We start from the raw sequence: 18,300 nt of genomic DNA on the forward strand, positions 1-18,300 counted from the left end.
CCGCGCTCACCGACACCCTGCACACCCTGGCCGCGATGCCCGCCGGACGGCGCCTGCTGGTCCTGGACGGCGAGCCCGGCGGCTGGCTGCCGCCGGGCTGGGAGGTCGTCCCGCAGTGCGGCGGCGGGCTGGACCGGCGGCTGGCCGACGCCTTCGCGCACGCCGCCCGGCTCGCCCCGCGCTCCCCCGCGCTGCTGGTCGGCATGGATACCCCGCAGCTGGACGCGGCCGCGCTGGCCGAGCCGCTGTCCGCCGCCCGGCGGCACGGCACGGACGCCTGGTACGGCCCGGCGGCCGACGGCGGGTTCTGGGCGCTGGGCCTGGCCCGGCCGACCCCGGGGCTGGCCGCCCGGCTCCTGCACGGCGTGCCGATGTCCACCCCGGGGACGGGCCCGGCACTGCTCCGCCGCCTGGCACAGGCCGGTCTGACCGTCCGCCACCTGCCCCCACTGACCGACGTGGACACCGTCGAGGACGCCCGGCAGGTGGCCGTCGAGGCGCCGCGCAGCCGCTTCGCCGACCGGCTGCGCGCCGTCGACGCAGCGCCGGAGGTGGCGAGTTGACGATCGCCGCACCCTGGGTGGACGACCCCTTCGCCGACGCCGTCCGCAGCGGCCACGGCCCGCTCTGGCTACGCCGCGAGGACGGCCGGCGGCAGCGCCTGGACATCGAACGCTGGTGCGCGCCGGCGGCCGGCGCGGACTTCAGCCTGCTGCTGCGCTGCACCCGGCTGACCGCGCCCGTCCTGGACCTCGGCTGCGGCCCCGGACGGCTGGTGGCTGCGCTGCTCGACCTCGGTGTGCCCGTGCTCGGGGTGGACGTGACCGGGGCGGCGGTCGCCCGCACGGTGGGCCTCGGCGGCCCGGCGCTCCGCCGCTCGGTCTTCGACCGCCTGCCCGCCGAGGGCCGCTGGGGCGCCGCGCTGCTCGCGGACGGCAACCTCGGCATCGGCGGCGACCCGGACGCGCTGCTCCGCCGGGGCGCCGAACTCATCGCCCCGGACGGGCTGTTGCTGGTGGAGGTGGAGCCGGAGGAGGTGGACGAACGCGTCGTCGTCCGGGTGGAGGGGCCGGACGGCCGGCTCGGCCCGGCCTTCCCCTGGGCCCGCCTCGGCACGGCCGCCACCCTGCGAAGGGCCTGCCTCGCGGGCCTCGTCGAGGCGGAGCGCTGGGCCTCGCACGGCCGCCGCTTCCTCGCGCTGCGCAAGGGGTAGCCGACCGGAGGCCCCGGCCGAGGTGACCGGGAGACCGTCCGGCGCCGCAGGTGGCGGGGCACGGCGGGACAGCCGCGGGCATGGACGTCGTCAGGGAGTCGGGGACGGCGCTCGGCTGCGGCGACACGGCGGCGGTGCGGGTCGGTCCGGGCCACCCGCGGGGCGGCGAGCGGCGGGTCGCCCGGCTGGACCACCTCGGCATGCCGGCCGGCGTGGTCGCCTACTCCGCCGACTCGCCGGCGCCGATCCTCGCCGCCGGCTGATCCGGTCCGGTCTGCCACTGCGGGTGCTCGCGCTCGGCCCAGCTCCGCTCCACCAGCCCGGTCCGCATCCCGAGCCGCGCCTCCCGGTCCCGCCAGGCCATCCGGACGTGCCCGGCGACCACGACCGCGATGGCGGCGGCCAGCCAGTCGTGCACGAAGGTCGCGCCGGTCCGCCAGGACGGCGGGGCGAGGTGGGTGAGCCACATCAACAGCCCGGTGCCGACGATCACCAGCATCGATCCGAGCGTCCACTGCGCGTACAGCTTCTGTCCGGCGTTGAACTTCCCGGCCGGCCGGTGGACTGCCCGGGCGCGGACGGCCCGCAGCCACTGCCAGTCCGCCGGGGTGAACCGGCTCAGCCGGGCGACGTCCGCCCGCATCGCCCGGGAGGCGAGCCCGAGCAGCAGCGGCACCGGCAGCGCCAGGCCGCACCACACGTGCACGGTGACGACCAGCGGCCGGTTGCCGACCAGTTCGGCGAGCGGTGCGAGGTAGAGGCAGGCGGCAGTGGCCAGGCAGACGCCGGTCAGTGCGGCGGTGGTCCGGTGCACCCAGCGCTCGGCCCGGGTGAAGCGGAGGACCAGTTCAGCTCGTGGGCGCATCGTCCCTCCCGTTCGACCGGCCGACCCAGGCGTCGACGTCGTAGCCGTTCTGCTCCCAGTAGCCCGGCTCGACCGAGCCGGTGACGGTGATGCCGGAGAGCCACTTCGCGGACTTGTAGAAGTACATCGGCGCGACGTACAGCCGCACCGGCCCGCCGTGGTCGTGCGCGATCGGGTTGTCCTGCATGCGCAGCGCGACCAGCACGTCGTCCCGCCGGGCCTGCTCCAGGGTGAGGCTCTCGGTGTACGCGCCGTCGAAGCAGCTGAAGCGTACGGCCTTGGCTTCCGGCTTCACCCCGGCGGCGTCGAGGAGGTGGGCCAGCGGCACCCCTTCGAACGGTGTGTCCGGCACCCGCCACCCGGTGACGCACTGGACGTCCTTGACCAGCCGCCGCTGCGGCATCGCCTGCAGGTCGGGCAGTCGGTGGGTGGTGGGGCGCTCCACCAGTCCGTCCACGGTGAGGGCGTAGTCGCCCGCGTCGCGCTCGGGGACGGAGGTCACCACCGAGTAGTACCGGAAGCCGTTGTTGCCCGGCAGCAGCCCGGACAGGCCGCTCGGATCCCGTTGCGCGAGCGCCGACTCGGCCCGCTGCAGGTACGGCCCGGCGGCCACCCCGAGCGCGCCGAGCCCCAGCAGGCCGAGCACCACCCGGCGTCCGACCGGGGTGCCCCTGCCCTCTTCGTTTCCACTGTTCACGGGACGATTCGACCAGGTCGCCCCGGCGGCGGCCAGGGCCGGGGGCGTCCCGTCAGACTTTCGTCATCTCCGGCCGCGCCTCGCGGGTCGGGCGGGCCGGCGTGGCAGTCATGAGGCGGCGCAGCACCGGCACCACGAGCACACAGGCCAGGGCGGCCCCGTAGGCGACGCGCTGGGCGTCCTCCCCGCCGACCAGGTAGAGCACCTGGCCGGCCGCGGGAACCGCCAGCCACTCCCAGCGCCCGTCCAGCGCGACCAGGGCCACCACCAGCAGTCCGTACCACGGGTAGCCGGGCGCGACGAGCAGCAGGGCCGTCCCGGTGACCAGGAGCGCGCCCCGCCACGGCCGATGGGGGTCGCCGCGCCGCAGTACCCACAGCACCACGGCCGCCAGCACCAGGGCGGCCGCCCACGGGGCCCACCGGTCGGGCAGCACCGCCCGCAGCAGGCCGAAGCGGACGAGGTGGCCCTGCTCGTACCCCTCCTCCCGCAGGTAGCCGGGCAGGTACCCCAGCACGCCGACGCCGGAGGCCGCGACGTAGGGAAGGTAGGTCGCCGCGAAGGTCCCGAGGGCGGCGGCGACCAGGACCAGGTCGTCTTTCCTGGGCCGCCGGGCCAGCAGGCCGGACAGCGCTCCGGGCAGGGCGAGCGCCGGCAGCAGTTTGGTCGCGACCGCCGCTCCGAGCAGGGCGCCGCCGGCCCCGGCCCGGCGGCGGGCCACGCAGCCCGTTCCGGCCACCATGAGCAGCGCGCCGAGGGTGTCGACGTGTGCGTCGTTGACCGCCCACACGGTGATTCCCGGACACCAGCCCCACAGCGCCGCCCGCCGGCTGCGCCCGCCGACGGCGAGCAGCACACCGGTGGTGGCGACCGCCAGCAGGGCGCCGCCGACCTGCACGCCGCGCACGCCGCCGCCGAAGGGGTGTTCGGCGAGGAACCACGCCTCCGCGACCGGCGGGTAGACGGTGTGCACGGCGGGCCGGTTGATCCGGGTGCAGTCCCCGGCGGCGGTCCGCCGTTCGTCCCAGGCCGCACAGCCGTCCCCGAGGGGGAACAGGCCCGGGTCGCGCAGCCGGGCCAGCGCCGGGTCGTCCGGGGTGCGGGCGTACGGGGAGGTGCCGGCCGCCTGGACCCGCCCGTCCCACACGTACCGGTAGGCGTCGTCGCTCGTGCGCGGCGGGGCCAGCAGCCCGGCCCCGGCGACCAGGACGCTTCCGATCAGCACGAGCGGCGCCACCTGGCGGGCGCTCACCCTGCGCAGGAGGAGCAGCGCGAGGGCGAAGAGGGCGGCGTCGAGCGTGTACCAGCCGTAGAGCGGGGGCCGGTCGGCGAGCGTCCCGCCGCCGGTCACGGTCAGCGCGAGGGCCGCCACCAGGGTGGTGAGGGCGAGGGCGCAGGGCAGGAGGGTCCGGGTCGGCACGTGCTCTCCGGTCAGGAGCCCGGGACGCCGGGAAGGCCGGTGGTGAGGCCGTCCAGGGCGTGCGAGCAGACACAGTCCCGCTCGTCGGGCAGCGCCTCCAGGGCCTTGAAGAGCACGCTGCGCAGCCGGTCGACGTTGCCGGCGAAGACCTTCAGCACCTCGGCGTGGGTGACGCCCTCGCCGGTCTCCACTCCGGCGTCGTGGTCGGTGACCAGTGCCAAGGAGCTGTAGCAGAGCCCGAGTTCGCGGGCGAGGACGGCCTCGGGGTGGCCGGTCATGCCGACCACGGACCAACCGTTGGCGGTGAACCAGCGGGACTCGGCGCGGGTGGAGAAGCGCGGGCCCTCGATCACCACGAGCGTGCCGCCGTCCACCGGCTCCCAGGCGGCCCCGCGCGCGGCGTCCAGGACGGCCCGCCGCCCGGCGGGGCAGTACGGGTCGGCCATCGAGACGTGCACCACCTCGGGCACGGTGCCGTCGGGCAGCGGCTGCCCGTCGTAGTAGGTCTGCACCCGCCCCGAGGTGCGGTCGACGAACTGGTCCGGGACGAGGAGCGTGCCCGGGCCGTACTCCGGGCGCAGGCCGCCCACCGCGCACGGCCCCAGCACCTGCCGCACGCCGAGTGAGCGCAGCGCCCACAGGTTGGCGCGGTAGTCGATCCGGTGCGGCGGCAGCTTGTGGCCGCGCCCGTGCCGGGGCAGGAAGGCCACCCGGCGCCCGGCCACCTCACCCAGGAACAGCGCGTCACTCGGCGGACCGTACGGCGTGTCGACCCGCACCTCGACCACCTCGTCCAACAGCGCGTACAGCCCCGAACCGCCGATCACACCCAGCTCGGCCCGCGCGATGCCCTGATCGATCGTCACCTGTGCCACCTCTCGTCCGAAGAACGTCCCGGCCACTGTAGGAGCGGACCGGGGCGGACTCCGAGCATCGTGGTCTTACGATTCGCGAACGTCGCACGTAGAGGGCGCCGGCCCCGCGGTTGGCCCCGGCCGGGGGAGGCGCTCCGGCCGCTTCACCCCCGGTTACAGCCGCCCTCCGGGGCTGTCGGCGGACAGCCGCTGGGCCAGGTGGACCGGCACCACGGAGAGCAGCACCAGGACCGCGGCCACCACGTTGACCACCGGGGCCTGGTTGGGCCGGGCCAGGTTGGCGTAGATCCAGATCGGCAGCGTCCGGACGCCGGGGCCGGCAGTGAAGGTGGTCACCACGATCTCGTCGAAGGAGAGCGCGAACGCCAGCAGCCCGCCCGCCAGCAGCGCCGACCGCACTGCCGGGAAGGTGACGTACCGGAAGGTCTGGAAGGTGTGCGCGCCGAGGTCGGCCGAGGCCTCCTCGGCGGAGGGCGACATCCGGCGCAGCCTGGCGATGACGTTGTTGAAGACCACGACGATGCAGAAGGTGGCGTGCCCGATGACGACGGTGAGCATGCCGAACCCGATGCCCGCCGGGCCGAGCACGCTGCGGAACGCGGCGTTGAGCGCGATGCCGGTGACGATGCCGGGCAGCGCGATCGGCAGGATCACCAGGAACGACACCGTCTGCCGGCCGAAGAACCGGTACCGCTGGACCGCGAATGCGGTCATGGTTCCCAGGACCAGGGCCACCAGGGTGGCCCCCGCGCCCGCCTGCAGTGAGGTGACGAGCGCACTGCGGGCGCCCTCGGACCGCCAGGCCCGTACCCACCACTCGGCGGTGAGTCCGGTCGGCGGCCAGGCGAACGAGCGGTCCCGGTTGACCGAGTTGAGGAGGATCAGCAGCAGCGGCAGGTAGACGACGGCGAGGCCGGCGGCCATGGCCGCACGCAGCGCGATCCGGGCACGGCGGGAGAGGATCACTGGCGTTCGACTCCTAGAGAGAGTCCAGGGCGCCGGTCCGGCGCACGGCGAGCAGGTAGCCGACGATCATCACCACGGGTATGCAGGACAGTGCGGCGGCCAGTGGCAGGTTGAGCGTCACGTTGTCGGCGATCGCGGTGCCCAGCACCTGCGTCTTCCCGCCGACGATCCGTACGGCGATGTAGTCGCCGAGGCTCAGCGAGAAGGTGAGGACCGACCCGGCGAACACCGAGGGCAAGACCTGCGGAAGGACCACCGAGCGGAAGGTCCGCCCGGCCGAGGCGCCCAGATCGGCCGAGGCGTCCAGGAGGTCGGTCGGCAGGTTCTCGAGTCCCGCGTAGACCGGCAGGATCATGTACGGCAGCCACAGGTAGGCCAGGACGGCGATGACCGCCGCCGTACCGTACCCGGGGCTCGACAGGCCGAACGGCTTGCCGAGCCAGTCGAGCACGCCGTCCCGGCTGAAGATGACGCGCCAGGCGTACGCCTTGACCAGGTAGCTGGCCCAGAGCGGGGTCAGCACGGCGACCACCAGGAGCTTGCGGGTGCGCGGCCGGGCGATCCGGGCCATGTAGAAGGCCATCGGGAACGCCACCACGGCGTCGATCACCGTGACCGCGGCGGCGATGCCGAGGGTGCGCAGGGCGATCGTCCGGTAGACCGGCTCGGTGAGGACGGTGTGGAAGTTGGCGGTGTTCCAGACCCGGACGATGTCGTAGGTGAAGTCGTCGACCGCCCAGAAGGCCGAGAGGAACAGGACGGCGAGCGAGCCCAGGTAGGCGAGCACCAGCCAGGCCATCGGCGCCGCCAGCAGCAGCGCCAGCCGCAGCCTGGCGTGCCGGTGCAGGACGGAGGCCGCCTGCCGCACGCCACCCCGCCGCAGTGGCGGGGCGGCCACGTCGTGATTCGCCCGCTCGCCTCCGGGCGCTGTCGGCCCGCTGCCAACGCTCTTCACTTCGGCGTTCCCTCGTTCCTCGGGCTCTTGTCGCTCGCCCTCCTTGCCCGCCGACGGACAGGAAGGGCCCAGCTTTCGGCAGCGGCGCGCCCTTCGACTCGGGGCGGGGCCATCCGTCAGCCCTTGATCTCGGTCCAGGCGGCGGTCCAGGCGGCGTAGTCGGTGCAGGACGCCCCGCGGCCGTCCAGGCAGTTCTTGACCGGGGTGGTCCAGTAGTGGACGTTCTTCCAGTACGCCTCGTCGGTGGCGTGGAAGGTGGTGCAGAAGTTCTTGTCCGAGGTCTGGTCGCAGGCCTTGGAGTTGGCCGGGGCCTCGCCGAACCACTCGGCGACCTGGGCGTTGGCCTTCGGCGAGACGATCCAGTTCATCCACTGGTAGGCGCAGTTGGGGTGGGCGGCCTTCGCCGACACCATCCAGGTGTCCGACCAGCCGGTCGCGCCCTCCTTCGGCAGCACCGCCTGGACGGGCACCTTGTCGGCCTGCGCCATGTTGGCGATCACCTGCCAGGTGGTACCGACCACGGTGTCACCGGTCTTGAAGGAGTTCTCCGACTTCTGGAAGTCGCTCCAGTACTCGCCGACCGCCTTGTGCTGGGTCTTCAACAGGTCGACAGCCGCCTTGAGTTGGGCGTCGTCCAGGGCGTAGGGGTTCTTGATCCCCAGGTCCGGCTTGGTCTTCATCAGGTACAGCGCCGCGTCGGCGATGTAGATCGGGGAGTCGTAGGCGGTGACATGGCCGGTGTAGGCCGAGGCGCCGTCGAAGACCACGCTCCACGAGTCCGGCGCCGGGGACACCTTGTCGGTGCGGTACATCAGCAGGTTGGCGCCGCGGCCGTGCGGGATGCCGTACATCCGGCCGTTCACCGAGTTCCACGGCTGGTTCTTCAGGCCGTCGAATACGTCCGCGTAGTTCTGCACCAGCGCGGTGTTGACGGGGGCGACATCGCCGGCCGCGATCAGCCGGAGCGTCGCGTCGCCGGACGCCGAGACGGCGTCGTACTGGCCGGTCTTCATCAGCGAGACCATCTCGTCCGAGGTGCCGGCGATCTTGGTGGTGACCTTGCAGCCGGTCTGCTGCTCGAAGGGGTGGACCCAGTCGACGTTCTTGTCGTCCGAACCGTCCTCGGCGTAACCGGCCCAGGCGACCAGATTCACCTGCCCCTCACCGGCCCCCAGGGACTGGAGCATCGGCAGTGTCGGAGGGTTCAGTCCCTGGGAGCCGGTCGTTCCGGCGCTGCTGCCGCAGCCGGCGGCCAGCAGGACGGCGGCCGTCGCGCCGGCCGTCGTACGGGCGATCGCGGGGATGCGCATTCGGCGTGTTCCGATCTTCGAGGAAGTGGAGGAGACGGTGAGGACTGTGGGGAGTGGGCTACCCGCCGACGCGGACGGTGTGCTTTCGCTGCCAGGCCAGCACGACGTCGGCGCCGCGATGGCGGACGACGTCGGCCGATCCCTCGTCGAGGTTCTGCCGGACGGCGGTCAGCCGCCCGCCGGCCTCCAGGTCCACCAGGAACCGGGTGTGACCGCCCGCGTAGACGACCTCGGCCACCCGCCCCGTCGCCGACAGTTCGTCCGGTCCGGCCGGATCGTCCGGATGCGCTATCCGGATCTTCTCCGGCCGAACGCTGAACAGCCCGGCCTCGCCCACGACCTGCTCGGCCGCCGAGCCGTCCAGCAGGTTGGAGATGCCGACGAAGCCGGCGACGAAGGGCGTGGCCGGGTGCTCGTACACCTCGGCGGGCGAGCCGACCTGCTCGATCCGCCCCGCGTTGAACACCGCGACGCGGTCGCTCATCGTCAGGGCCTCGTCCTGGTCGTGGGTGACGAACACGAAGGTGATCCCGACCTCGCGTTGGATCCGCTTGAGCTCCACCTGCATCTCATGGCGGAGCTTCAGGTCGAGTGCGCCGAGCGGCTCGTCGAGCAGCAACACCTTCGGGCGGTTCACCAACGCCCGGGCCAGTGCCACCCGCTGGCGCTGGCCGCCGGAGAGCTGGGTCGGCCGCCGCCGCTCGAAGCCCTCCAGCCGCACCATCGCGAGCGCCGCGCGCACCCTTCGAGCCCGTTCGGCCTTGGGCACCCGGCGGACCATCAGGCCGTAACCGACGTTCTGCTCGATCGTCATGTGCGGGAAGAGGGCGTAGTCCTGGAACACCGTGTTGACGTCCCGGTCGAAGGGCGCGAGAGCGGTCACATCGGCCCCGCCCAGCAGGATCCGGCCTGAGGTCGGCGACTCGAAGCCCGCGATCATGCGCAGCACCGTGGTCTTCCCGGACCCGGACGGGCCGAGCATCGCGAAGAACTCGCCCTCGCCGATCTCCAGGTCCACGCCGTCGACCGCGCGGACCCGGCCGTCGAAGGACTTCGCCAACGCTTCGAGCCGGACCGCCGCGGGGGCCGGAGCCGGTCGGGGCGAATGGTCGTCGCTCATCAACTCGTGCGGCCCTTCTGATCGGTGTCGCGTGAACGATTCGCATGGTCGGTGTCGTGCACGGGACACATGGCTCGGCACACGAAAACCTAAGAGGATTCCCTCGATTCGGCCATGGACGCCTGCACGGTCTTCCGCTGCCGAGTTGTGCGGCGCTACAGTCCGGCGCATGTCCGTGACGCTGCGCGATCTGCTTCGGGACGAGGGCCTTGGCCTGCGGCTGTGTACCAGCCCGGCCGGTGTCGACCGCGTCGTCCGCTGGGTCGCGGTGACCGAACTCGCCGATCCGACACCGTGGATGACGGGCGGCGAGCTGCTCCTCACTACGGGCCTGCGGCAGCGGACCGCCGCCGCACAGACCGCCTTCGTCCAGCGGGTGGCGGCCGCCGGCGCGTCAGCGGTGGGCTTCGGCACCGGGCTGAGCCACCCCACCGTCCCCAGGGCGACGGTGGCCGAGGCCGAGCGGTTGGGCCTGGCGGTGCTGGAGGTCCCGTACGAGACGCCTTTCATCGCGGTGAACCGCCTGGTCGCCGAACGGGTCGCGGCCGAGGACCACAGCGCGCAGCGGCGACTGGTCGATCAGCACGATCTGCTGGTCCAGGCCCTGCTGACCGGCGAGGGCCTGACCGCGCTGCTGCGGGTGCTGCGGCGGGCCTGCGGGTCAGAGGTCGCCGTCCTCGACCGCCACGGCTCGGTCCTCGCCACCGCCCCGGAGCGTTCCGGCGCACTGGCCGAGGAGGTGCGGGCGGCCGGGCTGAAGTCCTCGGACGAGGCCGGTCACGTCGGTCCGCTGTGCCTGCCGGTGCAGGTCGACGGGATGGTCGCGGCGTTCCTCTGCCTGCGGTCGGCCGGCCCCGCGGCGGACGTGCTCCCGTACGCGGTTCGGCTGGTCGGCCTGGAACTGGCCCGTCGACAGGCCCACTTGGCCGGGCGGCGGGAACTGGTCGGCCAGGTCGTCGAGGACATCGTGCGGGACGTGATCGCACCGGCGGCCGCCGAGCGCAGGCTCGCCACGTTCGGGCTGGACGCCAAGGCCGCCCACCGGGTCGTCCTGGGCCGCCTGGCACCGGACGGCGCGGGGGCGGCGGCGGACCGGCGGCTGGCGCGGCTGCCCTGGCTGACCGCGGGCCGCCCCGAGTCCCCCGAGCCGGTGCTCACCGCCGTGGTCAACCGGTACCTGGTGGCGGTGGTCCCGCAGTCCGCGCCCGTGGACAAGCTGGCCCGGCGCTTCGGCACCGCGCTGACCGGCCTCGACACCCGCGCCGCGGTCGGGATCGGCGGATGCTACCGAGGCGTCGACGGCCTGCGCTGGAGCTGGTTCGAGGCCCAGGCGGCCCTCACCCGGGGCCCCGGGGTCCACGCCGGTGACCCGCTCAACCTTCCCCGGCTGCTGCTGTCCAGCCCCGATCTGCCGTTGAAACAGCTCGCCGCCGAGGTGCTGCGCCCGCTCACCCGGTTCGACGAGACCAACAACGCCGATCTCATCACGACCCTGCGCGCCTACCTGGCCGCGGACTGCTCGGTCCAGGCGGTCGCCGACCGGCTGTACGTCCACCGCAACACCGTCCGCTACCGGCTGGACCGGATCGAGCGCCTCACCGGCCGATCACTGCAGTCCATGCAGGACCGCTTCCAGCTCTGGCTCGCCCTCCTCGCCGCCTTCCCCGACCGGACATCGGCGATTCCCCAGCATGATTGACCGTTTCCGACGATCAGCCGGGAGCCGGCGGGGCGACGGGTCGGTCAGGGATGGCGCAGGGCTTCGGTGAGGCGGTCGGCCGCCTCGACGACGGCCTGGGAGACGCTCGCGCCGGGGTGGCGGGTGAGGCGTTCGATCGGGCCGGAGACGGAGACGGCGGCCACGACCCGGTTGGACGGGCCGCGGACGGGGGCGGAGACGGAGACCACGCCGGGCTCGCGCTCGCCGGCGGACTGGGCCCAGCCGCGGCGCCGTACGCCGCTGAGGGCGGTGGCGGTGAAGCGGGCGCCCAGGAGGCCGCGGTGGAGGCGCTCGGGTTCCTCCCAGGCGAGCAGGATCTGGGCGGCGGAGCCGGCCTTCATGGGGAGGGTGACGCCGACGGGGACGGTGTCACGAAGGCCGGAGAGCCGCTCGGCGGCGGCCACGCAGATGCGGACCTCGCCCTGGCGGCGGTAGAGCTGTGCGCTCTCGCCGGTGACGTCGCGCAGGTGGATGAGGACCGAGCCGGCTGCCGCCAGCAGCCGGTCCTCACCGGCCGCCGCCGAGAGCTCCCCGAGCCGGGGGCCGAGGACGAACCGGCCCTGGAGGTCCCTGCCGACCAGGCGGTGGTGTTCCAGTGCGACGGCGAGCCGGTGGGCGGTCGGCCGCGCCAGGCCGGTGGCGGCGACGAGTCCGGCCAGCGTGGCGGGACCTGCCTCCAGGGTGCCGAGGATCGAGGTGACCTTGTCGAGCACGCCGACGCCGCTCGTGTTCTCCATGGATGGGTACTCCAGTCTCAAACCCCGTGAGCGACGGGTGGGTTCCGCTCACGGAGGCTCCCCGCGGGGAGCGGGGGGTGGTCAGCGAGAACGGGCCGGAGAAGTCGGCCGATTGCCTGCGCCGGGCACGAGACGGGTACGCGAAAGGGCCGGGGCGGGAAGCGCCCGGGCGAAGGACAGCGCAGAGAGCACCGTGTCTCCTCATCTTTCCCGCGCCACGTTGGCGACAGGCCGGAGTTGGCACTGATCCCGGACGGCGCGGCGCGTACTTCGGACGCCGAGTCGACCGGGGAGTTGCCGGGGCTTCGTAGGGCCGGTCCCTCCACCCCTCTGGATGATTCGCGAGGAACGATACAAGACTCCCCGGCCGGCCCGCCAAACCTCCCCCATCGCGTGCGGACGCTCCGCATCATCCGGTCAGGGGGTTGGCCGCCGGTTGGCCGCCGCTAAAGGCGAGCGCTGAAGGTTCCACCCGATCCGGCCCATCCCCGACCGGCTCGTCGGCGTGGGGACCGCCGTCGTCAACCCAGGGTGCGGTCGAGGTTGTAGGCGGCGCTGATCAGCGCGAGGTGGGTGAACGCCTGTGGGAAGTTGCCCTGTTGCTCGCCGGTGTGGCTGATCTCCTCGGCGTACAGGCCGAGGTGGTTGGCGTAGGTGAGCATCTTCTCGAAGGCGAGCCGGGCCTCGTCCAGGCGGCCGGCCCGGGTGAGGGCCTCGACGTACCAGAAGGAGCAGATCGAGAAGGTGCCCTCCTCGCCGATCAGGCCGTCCGGGCTGGCCTGCGGGTCGTACCGGTAGACCAGTGAGTCGGAGACCAGGTCGGCGCTGAGCGCGTCCAGCGTGGAAAGCCACTTGGGGTCCGTGGGTGCGATGAACTTGGCCAGCGGCATCATCAGCACCGCGGCGTCCAGCACCTGGTCGTCCTCGTGCTGGACGAACGCCCTGCGCTCCGCGGACCAGCCCCGGTCCATGATCCGCCGATAGATGGCATCACGCGCGGCACCCCAGCGCACCAGGTCGGCCGGCAGGCCACGGCGCCGGGCGATCCGGACGGCCCGTTCGATCGCCACCCAGCACATCAGGCGGGAGTAGAGGAACCTCTTGCGACCGCCGCGGGTCTCCCACACGCCCTCGTCGGGCTGGTCCCAGTTGGCACAGACCCAGTCGACCACGGCGCACACGGCGTCCCACTGCTCGCTGGAGATCGGCTGACCCCACTTGTCGTACAGGTAGACGGAGTCCAGCAGGGCGCCGTAGATGTCGAGCTGGAGCTGGTCGACGGCCGCGTTGCCGACCCGCACCGGAGCGGACCCCCGGTAGCCCTCCAGGTGCGGAAGCTCGCGCTCGGGCAGTTCGCAGCGGCCGTCGATGCCGTACATGATCTGCAACGGGCCGGAGGGCCGGGTCTCGTCCCGGTCGATCCGGGCGGTCAGGAAGCCCATGAACGCCTCGGCCTCACCGGTGAAGCCCAGCCGCAGCAACGCGTACACGCAGAACGCGGCATCCCGAACCCACAGGTAGCGGTAGTCCCAGTTGCGTGCGCCACCGATCCGTTCCGGCAGGCTGGTGGTCGGCGCGGCCACCATCGCGCCGGTCGGGGCATAGGTGAGGAGTTTGAGCGTCAGCGCCGAGCGGTGCACCATCTCCCGCCACCGCCCTCGGTACCGGCTCTGCGCCAGCCACCCCCGCCAGAACGCCACCGTGGCCTTGAACTCCACCTCCGCCTCGCGGTGGGCGCAGCCCCTCGGCGGCACGGCGCCGTCGACCCGGTCGAGCGCGAATACCGCCGTCTCGCCCTGGCTGAGCTTGAACTCGGCGGTCACGTCCAGCTCGTCGCACTCGACCGCCACCGTGGAGGTGAGCGCGAGTGACAGCGCAGCGGACTCGAAGATCGCCAGGCAGTCCCCCTGCCGCCGCACCACATGCGACTGCGCCCCGTAACCGAACCGCGGCGCGACCCGCACCCGGAACGGCATCGAGCCCCGCACACACACCACCCGCCGGATCAGCCGGTGCCGCCCGGTCTCACCCGCCACATGACCGCCGACGATCGGCATGAAGTCCTGGATCTCACCGACGCCGTCCTCGGTGAGAAAGCGGGTGATCAGCACATTGGTGTCGGGGAAGTAGAACTGCCTGGTCCGGCACGGCACGGCCGCCGCCAACTCGAACGCCCCGCCCCGATCCGCGTCCAGAATCGCCCCGAACACACTCGGCGCGTCGAACGACGGACAGCAGTACCAGTCGATCGTCCCATCCGTGCCCACCAGCGCCACGGTCCGCAAGTCGCCGATCAGCCCGTGCTCGGCCACCGACAGATACCGCTCCGTCTCACCCGGCGCCCGGGGTCCCAATCCTTCACCCATCGCGGCACACCTCTCCTCACCCAGTCTGCCGCGAGCCCGGACCACGCGGCCACCGGGCCCGTCCGGTGGCACCTCCACCCAGCGGGATGGCCGGTACCGGTACGGCCGGGTTCGGTGACCGTGACGTGACCCCGGATGACCTCAAAGTGACCCCGCCGGCCGCCACGAGGACCAGAGCGGCAACCGCCGGGCCTCGCCGGTTCGGCCCACAGCAGCCCTTCGGGCGCGGAGCAACAAGGTGTACCCGATCGGACACGGGAGAACGACCGGCGCGAGTCGGTCGTGGGCGGAGAAGCCCGGCCGGAGCAGGGGCAACACCCCGTCAAGAAGACGGGAAGGACGCATCAAGGTCGTCAACACGGGCCTCCGACGCGGCGCGTCGTCCGCGCCGACCCGCTAGCGTGGGCGACTTCCTTTCCCGCGACCCGTCCGAGGAGCACAGTCCCGTGTCCGCCAGCTTCACGCACCTGCACGTCCACACCGAGTACTCGATGCTGGACGGGGCGGCGAAGAACGGCAAGCTGTTCGCCGAGGCGGAGAGACAGGGCATGCCCGCCATCGCGATGAGCGACCATGGCAACATGTTCGGCGCGTACGAGTTCTTCCACGCGGCCGCGAAGACCGGCGTGAAGCCGATCATCGGCATCGAGGCGTACGTCGCGCCGGGCTCGCGCTTCGAGAAGAAGCAGGTGTTCTGGTCGCCCGGCGGCCAGCGCCCGACCGGCGCCGACGGCGAGGGCGGCAAGGACGTCTCCGGCGGCGGCCGCTACACCCACATGACGATGTGGGCGCGGAACCCGACCGGTCTGCGGAACCTCTTCCGGCTCTCCTCGCTCGCGTCGATGGAGGGCTACTACATGAAGCCCCGGATGGACCGCGAGCTGATCGCCACGCACGCGGACGGCATCATCGCCACCACCGGCTGCCCCTCCGGCGAGGTGCAGACCCGGCTACGGCTGGGCCAGTACGAGGAGGCGGTCAAGGCCGCGGCCGCCTACCAGGACATCTTCGGCAAGGAGAACTACTTCCTGGAGCTGATGGACCACGGCCTGGACATCGAGCGCGAGGTCCGCGCGGACCTGCTCCGGCTCGCGAAGCAGCTGAACATCCCGCTGCTGGCCACCAACGACTCCCACTACGTGACCGCCGACCAGGCCGACGCCCACGACAGCCTGCTCTGCGTCGGCGTGGGCAAGAACAAGGACGACCCGAACCGGTTCAAGTTCCAGGGCACCGGCTACTACGTGAAGACCGCCGCCGAGATGCGCGAGCTGTTCCGTGAGCTGCCGGAGGCCTGCGACAACACGCTCGCGATCGCCGAGCGGATCGAGTCGTACGAGGAGGTCTTCACCTACGTCGACCGAATGCCGCAGTTCGACGTGCCCGAGGGCGAGACCCAGGCCTCGTACCTGCGCAAGAAGATCGAGATCGGCCTGAAGCACCGCTACGGGGACAGCCCCAGCCAGGAGGTGTTGGAGCGGATCGAGCTGGAGATGGGCGTGATCACCCCGATGGGGTTCGACGCCTACTTCCTCGTGGTCGCCGACATCTGCCAGTACGGACGGGACAACGGCATCCCGGTCGGCCCGGGCCGCGGTTCGGCGGCCGGCTCGATGGTCGCCTACCTGACCGGGATCACCCAGCTGGACCCGCTGGAGCACGACCTGCTGTTCGAGCGATTCCTCAACCCCGAGCGGATCAACCCCCCGGACGTCGACATCGACTTCGACGACCGCCAGCGGGACCAAATGGTCCGTTACGTGACCGAGAAGTACGGCGCCGCCTACACGGCCCAGGTGAACACCTTCGGCACGATCAAGGCCAAGGCCGCCGTGAAGGACGCCAACCGCATCCTCGGCTACCCGTTCTCGATGGGCGACCGGATCACCAAGGCGATGCCCCCGGACGTCATGGGCAAGGGCGTGCCGCTGGCCGACCTGTTCGACGAGAAGCACTCCCGTTACAACGAGGGCACCGAGATCCGGGCGCTGTACGAGAACGAACCGGACGTCAAGAAGATCATCGACACGGGCCGGGGCATCGAGGGCCTGATCCGCGGCACCGGCGTGCACGCCGCGGCCGTCATCCTCTCCTCCACCCCATTGCTCGACCTGATCCCGCTGCACATGCGGGACAAGGACGGCGTGATCATCACCGGCTTCGACTACCCGTCCTGCGAAGCCATGGGCTTGATCAAGATGGACTTCCTGGGTCTGCGGAACCTGGGCATCATCGATCACTGCATCAAGATCATCAAGGCCAACCGGGGCGTCGACGTCTCCATCGAGGACGTCCCGCTGGACGACCCCACCACCTACCAGCTGCTCGCCCGAGGGGACACCCTCGGCGTCTTCCAGCTCGACGGCGGGCCGATGCGCGCCCTGCTGCGGCTGATGAAGCCCACCGAGTTCGCCGACATCTCCGCCGTCTCGGCGCTGTACCGGCCGGGCCCGATGGGCATGAACTCGCACACCAACTACGCGCTGCGCAAGAACGGCCAGCAGGAGATCGTCCCGATCCACCCCGAGCTGGAGGCCCCGCTCGCCGACGTCCTCGGCCCCACCTACGGCCTGATCGTCTACCAGGAGCAGGTCCAGCGCGCCGCGCAGGTGCTCGCCGGCTACTCACTCGGCCAGGCCGACCTGCTCCGCCGGGCCATGGGCAAGAAGAAGAAGGAGGTCCTGGAGAAGGAGTTCATCCCCTTCCAGGCCGGCTGCCGGGAGCGCGGCTACTCCGACGAGGCCGTCAAGGCGGTCTGGGACGTCCTGGTCCCGTTCGCCGGCTACGCGTTCAACAAGTCGCACTCCGCCGCGTACGGCCTGGTCTCGTACCAGACCGCCTACCTGAAGGCCAACTACCCCGCCGAATACATGGCCGCGCTGCTCACCTCGGTCGCCGACGACAAGGACAAGATGGCGGTCTACCTGGCCGAGTGCCGGCAGATGGGCATCAAGATCCTCTCCCCCGACGTCAACGAGTCGGTGGTCGACTTCACCGCCGTCGGCAGCGACGTCCGCTTCGGCCTCAAGGCCGTCCGCAACGTCGGCGTACCGGTGATCGACTCGCTGGTGCGCACCCGCGACGAGAAGGGCAAGTACACCTCCTTCGCGGACTTCCTGGACAAGGTCGAGCTGGTGGTCTGCAACAAGCGCACCGTCGACTCCCTCGTCAAGGCCGGCGCCTTCGACTCGCTCGGCCACACCCGGCTCTCGCTCAGCACCGTGCACGAGAGCGCGATCGACGCCGTCACCGGGGTGAAGAAGCAGCAGGCCATCGGGCAGGACGACCTGTTCGGCGCCCTGGACTCCGGCGACAGCGGCGGCCCGGGCATCGGGCTGGACTTCCAGCTCACCGACCAGGAGTGGCCCCGCCGCCAACTCCTCTCCCTGGAACGCGAGATGCTCGGCCTCTACGTCTCCAGCCACCCGCTCGACGGCGCCGAGCACATCCTCTCCCAGAACCGCGACACCTCGATCGCCGAGCTCCTCGGCTCCGGTCGCTCCGAGGGCGAGGTCCGTCTGTCCGGCCTGATCACCGCGGTCGACCGGCGGATCAACAAGGCCGGCAACGCCTGGGCGATCATCACCGTCGCCGACCGCGACGGCTCGGTCGAGGTGCTGTTCTTCCCCGCGACCTACAACCTGATGGCCGAGCAGATGATCGAGGACAACGTGATCTCGGTCCGCGGCCGCCTCAACGAGCGCGACGGGTCGCTGAGCGTCTTCGGCCAGGAGATCACCACCCTCGACGTCTCCTCCGCCGAACTCGGCACCAAGCCACCGGTCCAGATCACCGTCCCGGCCGCCCGGATCACCCCCGAGACGGTCGCCGAACTCAAACTCGCCCTCCAGGCCCACCCCGGCGACGTCCCGGTGCGACTGCTGACCACCAACTGGGACAAGAACACCCTCTACGAGCTCGGCTACCTGGTGAACCCCGACAACGGGCTCGCCTCGGACATCAAAACCCTGCTCGGCAACCGCGCCTGGGCGGGCACGGCCGTCCGCTCCTGAGCCGCGGCCGGCGCCGGCGCCGGGCGACGACATCACCGCCCGG

The 18,300-nt window shown here is 72.0% G+C and carries 15 protein-coding genes and 1 riboswitch; of the genes, 5 read left to right on the plus strand and 10 right to left on the minus strand.

Annotation, left to right across the window (positions count from 1 at the left end; genetic code table 11):
* The first annotated feature begins 35 nt into the window (after positions 1 to 35).
* The 3 genes from ABZW30_RS15505 to ABZW30_RS15515 all read left to right on the plus strand — a co-directional run bounded on the left by ABZW30_RS15505 (position 36) and on the right by ABZW30_RS15515 (position 1,476).
* Positions 36 to 563, plus strand: coding sequence for a DUF2064 domain-containing protein (locus ABZW30_RS15505; RefSeq protein WP_355671678.1), 528 nt, complete (start codon positions 36 to 38; stop codon positions 561 to 563).
* Positions 560 to 1,213, plus strand: coding sequence for a class I SAM-dependent methyltransferase (locus ABZW30_RS15510; RefSeq protein ID WP_355671600.1), 654 nt, complete (start codon positions 560 to 562; stop codon positions 1,211 to 1,213). The genes ABZW30_RS15505 and ABZW30_RS15510 overlap by 4 nt, the downstream gene beginning before the upstream one ends.
* Positions 1,214 to 1,293: 80 nt before the next feature.
* Positions 1,294 to 1,476, plus strand: a complete 183-nt coding sequence (locus ABZW30_RS15515; protein ID WP_355671601.1) for a hypothetical protein — start codon at positions 1,294 to 1,296, stop codon at positions 1,474 to 1,476.
* Here ABZW30_RS15515 and ABZW30_RS15520 read toward each other — a convergent pair.
* From ABZW30_RS15520 to ABZW30_RS15555, 8 genes are all read right to left on the minus strand, one after another.
* The gene (locus ABZW30_RS15520; RefSeq protein WP_355671602.1) at positions 1,434 to 2,078 is read right to left on the minus strand and encodes a cytochrome b/b6 domain-containing protein; all 645 of its coding nucleotides are present in this window, start codon (positions 2,076 to 2,078) and stop codon (positions 1,434 to 1,436) included. The two genes, ABZW30_RS15515 and ABZW30_RS15520, sit on opposite strands and share 43 nt — an antisense overlap.
* Positions 2,062 to 2,775, minus strand: coding sequence for a molybdopterin-dependent oxidoreductase (locus ABZW30_RS15525; RefSeq protein WP_355671603.1), 714 nt, complete (start codon positions 2,773 to 2,775; stop codon positions 2,062 to 2,064). The genes ABZW30_RS15520 and ABZW30_RS15525 overlap by 17 nt, the downstream gene beginning before the upstream one ends.
* A 52-nt stretch (positions 2,776 to 2,827) precedes the next feature.
* A complete protein-coding gene (locus ABZW30_RS15530; protein ID WP_355671604.1) occupies positions 2,828 to 4,195 on the minus strand; it encodes a glycosyltransferase 87 family protein in 1,368 nt (455 codons plus the stop codon).
* Between the two features lie 11 nt (positions 4,196 to 4,206).
* Positions 4,207 to 5,061, minus strand: coding sequence for an S-methyl-5'-thioadenosine phosphorylase (locus tag ABZW30_RS15535; protein WP_355671605.1), 855 nt, complete (start codon positions 5,059 to 5,061; stop codon positions 4,207 to 4,209).
* Between the two features lie 162 nt (positions 5,062 to 5,223).
* Positions 5,224 to 6,036 carry an ABC transporter permease gene (locus ABZW30_RS15540; protein ID WP_355671606.1) on the minus strand — a complete coding sequence of 271 codons (813 nt, stop codon included), beginning with the start codon at positions 6,034 to 6,036 and terminating at the stop codon, positions 5,224 to 5,226.
* 13 nt (positions 6,037 to 6,049) lie between these two features.
* A complete protein-coding gene (locus ABZW30_RS15545; protein WP_355671607.1) occupies positions 6,050 to 6,934 on the minus strand; it encodes an ABC transporter permease in 885 nt (294 codons plus the stop codon).
* A 173-nt stretch (positions 6,935 to 7,107) separates the two neighbouring features.
* Complete coding sequence (locus ABZW30_RS15550) at positions 7,108 to 8,301, minus strand: ABC transporter substrate-binding protein (RefSeq protein ID WP_355671608.1); 1,194 nt, start codon at positions 8,299 to 8,301, stop codon at positions 7,108 to 7,110.
* A 58-nt stretch (positions 8,302 to 8,359) separates the two neighbouring features.
* The gene (locus tag ABZW30_RS15555; protein ID WP_355671609.1) at positions 8,360 to 9,421 is read right to left on the minus strand and encodes an ABC transporter ATP-binding protein; all 1,062 of its coding nucleotides are present in this window, start codon (positions 9,419 to 9,421) and stop codon (positions 8,360 to 8,362) included.
* A gap of 169 nt (positions 9,422 to 9,590) precedes the next feature.
* Here ABZW30_RS15555 and ABZW30_RS15560 point away from each other — a divergent pair, with 169 nt between their 5' ends.
* Positions 9,591 to 11,120, plus strand: a complete 1,530-nt coding sequence (locus ABZW30_RS15560; RefSeq protein ID WP_355671610.1) for a PucR family transcriptional regulator ligand-binding domain-containing protein — start codon at positions 9,591 to 9,593, stop codon at positions 11,118 to 11,120.
* Between the two features lie 44 nt (positions 11,121 to 11,164).
* Here ABZW30_RS15560 and ABZW30_RS15565 read toward each other — a convergent pair whose 3' ends face one another.
* On the minus strand, positions 11,165 to 11,878 hold the full coding sequence (locus ABZW30_RS15565) for an IclR family transcriptional regulator (protein WP_355671611.1): 714 nt from the start codon (positions 11,876 to 11,878) through the stop codon (positions 11,165 to 11,167).
* A gap of 198 nt (positions 11,879 to 12,076) precedes the next feature.
* A riboswitch (SAM riboswitch) is annotated at positions 12,077 to 12,219 on the minus strand.
* A 180-nt stretch (positions 12,220 to 12,399) separates the two neighbouring features.
* A complete protein-coding gene (locus ABZW30_RS15570) occupies positions 12,400 to 14,244 on the minus strand; it encodes a glycoside hydrolase family 15 protein (RefSeq protein ID WP_355671612.1) in 1,845 nt (614 codons plus the stop codon).
* A 446-nt stretch (positions 14,245 to 14,690) separates the two neighbouring features.
* Here ABZW30_RS15570 and dnaE point away from each other — a divergent pair, with 446 nt between their 5' ends.
* Positions 14,691 to 18,257, plus strand: coding sequence for a DNA polymerase III subunit alpha (gene dnaE / locus ABZW30_RS15575; RefSeq protein ID WP_355671613.1), 3,567 nt, complete (start codon positions 14,691 to 14,693; stop codon positions 18,255 to 18,257).
* The last annotated feature ends 43 nt before the right edge of the window (positions 18,258 to 18,300 follow it).

Origin of the sequence: Kitasatospora sp. NPDC004669 (genome assembly GCF_040609455.1) — a bacterium.
Classification (GTDB): Bacteria; Actinomycetota; Actinomycetes; order Streptomycetales; family Streptomycetaceae; genus Kitasatospora.

What these genes read in the sequence shown, in the direction of transcription:
- ABZW30_RS15505 (WP_355671678.1), top strand. Translation starts at nt 36, where the DNA reads ATGCCCGCCGGACGGCGCCTGCTGGTCCTGGACGGCGAGCCCGGCGGC.
- ABZW30_RS15515 (WP_355671601.1), top strand. Translation starts at nt 1,294, where the DNA reads ATGGACGTCGTCAGGGAGTCGGGGACGGCGCTCGGCTGCGGCGACACG.
- ABZW30_RS15520 (WP_355671602.1), bottom strand. Translation starts at nt 2,078, where the DNA reads ATGCGCCCACGAGCTGAACTGGTCCTCCGCTTCACCCGGGCCGAGCGC.
- ABZW30_RS15550 (WP_355671608.1), bottom strand. Translation starts at nt 8,301, where the DNA reads ATGCGCATCCCCGCGATCGCCCGTACGACGGCCGGCGCGACGGCCGCC.
- ABZW30_RS15555 (WP_355671609.1), bottom strand. Translation starts at nt 9,421, where the DNA reads ATGAGCGACGACCATTCGCCCCGACCGGCTCCGGCCCCCGCGGCGGTC.
- ABZW30_RS15560 (WP_355671610.1), top strand. Translation starts at nt 9,591, where the DNA reads ATGTCCGTGACGCTGCGCGATCTGCTTCGGGACGAGGGCCTTGGCCTG.
- ABZW30_RS15565 (WP_355671611.1), bottom strand. Translation starts at nt 11,878, where the DNA reads ATGGAGAACACGAGCGGCGTCGGCGTGCTCGACAAGGTCACCTCGATC.
- ABZW30_RS15570 (WP_355671612.1), bottom strand. Translation starts at nt 14,244, where the DNA reads ATGGGTGAAGGATTGGGACCCCGGGCGCCGGGTGAGACGGAGCGGTAT.